Origin of the sequence: Aeromonas sp. HMWF014 (genome assembly GCF_963878295.1) — a bacterium.
GTDB lineage: Bacteria > Pseudomonadota > Gammaproteobacteria > Enterobacterales > Aeromonadaceae > Aeromonas > Aeromonas popoffii.
Map to the genome: position 1 here is coordinate 1 of NZ_CAWNYS010000089.1, position 4,817 is coordinate 4,817.

General features: G+C 59.4%; 5 protein-coding genes. 1 reads left to right on the forward strand and 4 read right to left on the reverse strand.

Annotated features, from left to right (window positions below; all coding sequences use genetic code 11):
* Positions 1 to 353: hypothetical protein (locus AAC083_RS03550; protein WP_181364632.1), on the reverse strand; the 353-nt coding region annotated here is incomplete at its 3' end.
* Positions 354 to 502: 149 nt separating this feature from the next.
* On the opposite strand from AAC083_RS03550, the gene mltF reads away from it, so the two are divergent.
* Positions 503 to 1,993: a membrane-bound lytic murein transglycosylase MltF gene (mltF, locus tag AAC083_RS03555; RefSeq protein ID WP_108535816.1), complete on the forward strand. Its 1,491-nt coding sequence runs from the start codon at positions 503 to 505 to the stop codon at positions 1,991 to 1,993.
* Between the two features lie 353 nt (positions 1,994 to 2,346).
* Here mltF and AAC083_RS03560 read toward each other — a convergent pair whose 3' ends face one another.
* The 3 genes from AAC083_RS03560 to AAC083_RS03570 all read right to left on the reverse strand — a co-directional run.
* A complete protein-coding gene (locus AAC083_RS03560; protein WP_108535818.1) occupies positions 2,347 to 2,580 on the reverse strand; it encodes a zinc ribbon domain-containing protein in 234 nt (77 codons plus the stop codon).
* 104 nt (positions 2,581 to 2,684) lie between these two features.
* Entirely contained in the window at positions 2,685 to 4,181 is a 1,497-nt protein-coding gene (gene der, locus AAC083_RS03565; RefSeq protein WP_042034393.1) for a ribosome biogenesis GTPase Der, read from the reverse strand.
* Positions 4,182 to 4,255: 74 nt separating this feature from the next.
* Positions 4,256 to 4,817 (reverse strand): outer membrane protein assembly factor BamB family protein (locus AAC083_RS03570; protein WP_146181564.1); only part of this gene is annotated, 562 nt, incomplete at its 5' end.

The following is a 4,817-nucleotide window of genomic DNA, read 5'->3' on the forward strand; positions in this document are numbered from 1 at the left end:
GTCAGGTAATAGGCAATACCACGCTCCAGCCGCTTGACCTGATTCAAGCCGCAGTTGTGAGCGATGTCGGTTGCTTTGGAAGACCAGGGGGAGATAGTGCCGGGGCGGGGGGTAACGAGAAACAGCTGACCGCTGGGGGTGTGTTCGGGGATGGTCGGGCCGTAGCGCAGGAGCTGGCCCAATGTCGCTCGCTCGGGCGGTGACAGCGGGCTCGAGAGCTCGGCAAAGTGCACATATTCGGCATAGACATCCTCTATCTCTACTCCGTTCTCCTCTCTCATCTGTGCGAAGTGTTGCAGCAGTTTTTGGACACGAAAATCAGACAGTGCTGGGGCACCACGCAAGATATCCATATGACCTTTCTCACCAAGTGTTAAAGTGGGGGGGAATTGAGACGCGCATATTATAGGGATCAGGCCGACGCCGGACAAACGTTTTTCTTGATTTACCGAGTGTGACTCGGTGCACACTCTCTGGTATAAAGGTCCCTCTTTTTTGACAAATGCTGATTTTTTCAACAAGGGTACTCCGCTACTTGCGCTGCATTTTTCGACTGCTTATCGGGCTGATGTTGCTGCTGACCCTGGTCGGTTGTAACTTCTACACCCCTTCCAGCCAGCTGGAACAGATCCGCCAACGAGGCGAGATCCGGGTTGGCACCATCTATGGCCCCACCTCCTATTACCAGCGTGACGAGACCGCCCAGGGCTTCGATTACGAGCTGGCGAAAAGCTATGCCGACTGGTTGGGCGTCGAGCTCACCATAGTCCCTGTCTACTCCACCGCCGAACTGGTCGAGCTGCTCAAGAAGGGCAAGCTGGATCTCGCCGCCGCCGCCATCGTCGTGACCCCGGAGCGACGTGCCCTGTTTCGCTTCGGCCCTGGCTTTTATCAGGTCTCCCCCAAGCTGGTCTATCGCAACGGCTCCCCCAAACCCAAGGAGTTAGGGGATCTCAAGGGCTCCATTGTGGTGCCTGCCGGCTCCACCGGTGAAGACCTGCTCAAGGAGCTCAGCAAACAGCACCCCAATCTGACGTGGAGTACCAACCGGGACGCAGACGTGGAAGAGCTGCTCAAGCAGGTGGCCGACGGCAAGATTGATTACACAGTGGTGCAGGATACGGTGCTGGCCCGTACCCAGCGCTACTACCCCGAGCTCACCGAGGGGCTGACCCTCTCCAAAAACCAGACCGTGGCCTGGGCCATGACCAAGCTGCCCGATGACAGCCTCTACGCCAGCATCATCGACTTCTTCGGTCAGCGCTTCATGGATGGCGCCATCGCCAAGCTGGACGAGAAGTACTTCGGCCATGTGCAGAACTTCGACTTCGTCGACACCCGCACCTTCCTGCAGCGGGCCAAAAGCCTGCTGCCCAAGTATCAGGATCTGTTCAAGACTCACGCCAGCGTGGTGGATTGGCGCCTGCTGGCCGCCATCAGCTATCAGGAGTCCCACTGGGATCCTGAAGCGCGCTCCTACACAGGCGTGCGCGGCATGATGATGCTGACCGAACCCACCGCCAAGGCGATGGGGGTCAACAACCGGCTGCACCCGGAGGAGAGCATCAAGGGCGGTGCCCGCTATCTGCAACAGATGATGGAGAAGGTGCCCGCCTCCGTGCCCGATGACGAGAAGGTGTGGTTTGCCCTCACCGCCTACAACATCGGCTACGGCCACATGATGGATGCCCGCCGTCTGACCAAGGAGCTCGGCAAGAACCCCGACGCCTGGAGCGACGTGAAGGAGGTACTGCCCCTGCTGCAGCAGGCGCGCTGGCACCGCAAGGCACGCTACGGCTATGCCCGGGGCGGCGAGGCGCGCAACTACGTCAACAACGTGCGCCAGTATTACCAGAGCCTGCTCTGGCTCGACAACGAGCAGCAGAAGGCCCACCGCCGCGAGGAGCTGGATGACGACGACAGCAGCGAACCGCCCAGTGCCGAACATCCCACCGTCATTGCCGAAGTGGTCAAGCAGATCACCCTGCGTTGAAGCCTGTTGACCAGTTTGTTTTACGGGTCGGTTCTCTGTTACCATCCGGATGTGCCGGGGCCTGTCCGAAACTGTTTTTATCGCCTGATTTCATCAGCTTGCCAGCTGGATGACCGCATTTTCAGATGGGCTCCATTCATCAAGGCCGGGATGGCCATCCAATGGGAGGAGACCAAGATGCGAGCTCGCAGAAGAACCACACTGGTCAGAAAAGCAAAGTGCGCCTGGAGCCCCAGACGTAAACTCAAGCTCAATGACATCAAACGCAAGATATGGCGCAGAAACCGCTCCTACACCTTGCTGATAGCAGAACACACAGCATAAACCCGGCATTTGCCGGGTTTTTTATTGCCTCACGCCTGCCCTGCCGGGGTCGCCTCAAAGATCACCGTGCGCTTCGACACCAGGCTGTTGCAGTGGTTACAGAAGTAATCCACAGCGCCGCAGGCCTTGAGCCGCTCCAGCTCTTGCTGGCAGGTCGGACACAGGGCCCGGATGCGATAACGGGCCTGGCACTGACCACAGCGGATCTCGGGGCTGCGGCTGTCCAGCTCGGCGCTGCAGGCCGGGCATATCAGGGTGCTCATACTCGACGCCTCTCAAAGTGAATGTGCTGTGGGCCACCCCACAGCAGATCCCCCTCGCCTCTTACCCAGAAAAAACGGCTGCCGGTGAGGGCAGCCGCTGGGCCTTATTTCTTGGTTTTGGCCTTGAGCAGGCGCTTGCGTTGACGCTCCTGGCTCAGGGTCATGGTGTTCTTCCGCCCCTCAAACGGGTTGGCCGACTCCTGGAACTCGACCCGGATCGGGGAGCCCATGATCTTGAGCGACTTGCGGAAGTAGTTGATGAGATATCGCTTGTACGAATCCGGCAGGTCGTTCAACTGGTTGCCGTGGATCACGATACGGGGCGGGTTGTAACCACCGGCGTGGGCATACTTCAGCTTGACGCGGCGACCGTTCACCATGGGCGGCTGGTGATCTTCCTGCGCCATCTGCATGATGCGGGTCAGCATGGCGGTGCTGGTACGGCGGGTGGCGGACTGGTACGCCTCCTGAATGGATTCAAACAGGTGGCCGACGCCGCTGCCGTGCAGAGCTGAGATGAAGTGAACACGGGCAAAATCGATGAAGCCCAGACGTCTGTCCAGCTCGTTCTTGACGTCCTCTTTCACCTTCTGATCAAGGCCATCCCACTTGTTCACCACCAGCACCACTGAGCGGCCTGAGTGAAGCACGAAGCCGAGGATGCTCAAATCCTGATCCGTGATGGTCTCCTGGGCATCGATCACCAGCAGGCAGACGTTCGCATCTTCAATAGCCTTGAGCGTCTTGATGACGGAGAACTTCTCCACCGTCTCGTGCACCTTGCCACGACGGCGCACACCGGCGGTGTCGATGATGACGTACTTCTGCTCGTCACGTTCCATCGGAACATAGACGGAGTCACGGGTGGTCCCCGGCATGTCATAGACGATGACGCGGTCTTCACCCAGCATGCGGTTGGTCAGGGTCGATTTGCCGACGTTGGGGCGACCGACGATGGCGAACTTGATGGGCAAGTCGGCGAACGGGGTCTCCTTGGTATCTTCCCTGGTATCGAGATCACCGGCAGCTACCATGCGCAGCAGGGCTTCTTCGTCGAAGTCCTCTTCTTCATCCTGCGCATCTTCTTCGGCAGCGGCATCGACCAGGGTTTCCAGGTGGGGGGCCAGCGCCAGCTCCAACAGGCTCAGCACGCCACGGCCGTGGGCGGCGGCAATCTGATAGACCTCCCCCAGCGCCAGACCGTAGAACTCGGACACGGCGGAGTCACCGTCGATGCCATCGGTCTTGTTGGCCACCAGAAACACCGTCTTGTGGGTCTTGCGCAGGTGCTCGGCGATTGCCTGATCCGCCGCGGTCAGACCGGCACGGGCATCCACCATGAACAGCACCACATCGGCTTCTTCGATGGCCAGCAGGGACTGCTCGGCCATCTTCAGCTCGATCCCCTCTTCGGTGCCATCGATACCACCGGTATCCACCACGATAAATTCCAGCTCGCCCAACTTCGCCTGACCGTATTTACGGTCCCGGGTCAAACCGGGGAAGTCGGCCACCAGGGCATCCCGGGTACGGGTCAAGCGGTTAAACAGGGTGGATTTCCCCACGTTGGGGCGGCCCACCAGGGCTACTACAGGAGTCATAAAAGCCTCATTCTCAAGACGACAAAGGCTCCGGGTCCGAAGACCAGGAGCCGGATATTCACATTGACGGGCGATCAGGGACGCGAAATTGCGTACAACTTACCGCCACGGCTCTGCACATACAGGGTGTCACCGTCCACCAAGGGGGCGGCGTAGAGACCACTGCTGTCGAGCTGCTGCATGGCCTTGATGGTACCGTCGGTACGATCCAGCCAATACAGGTAACCTTCCACATCGCCGACCACCACATAGTCACCCAAGATGACAGGGGCAGTCACGGTGCGGTTTTCCAGCTGGGTATTGGACCACAGCTCAAGCCCGTTGCGTCTGTCAACGGCAAACAGATGGCTGCGGCTGTCAGTCAGCACGATGGCATTGCCGGTCACCGCCATGTCGCGGTAGCCGGAGTACTTGCGCTTCCACACCTCGTCACCCGTCATCAGCTTGCGTGCCATCAGCTGACCATTGTAGGCAATGGCATAGAGCTCATCGCCGGCGATCAGCGGGCTGGCATCGACGTCGACCATGCGGTCAAGCTCAGTGGCACCACGGGGATCAGCCACCTTGGATTGACGAACCGGCTGACCGTTGCTCAGCAGTGCAATGCCAACCTTGCCATCGGCACGACCATAAATC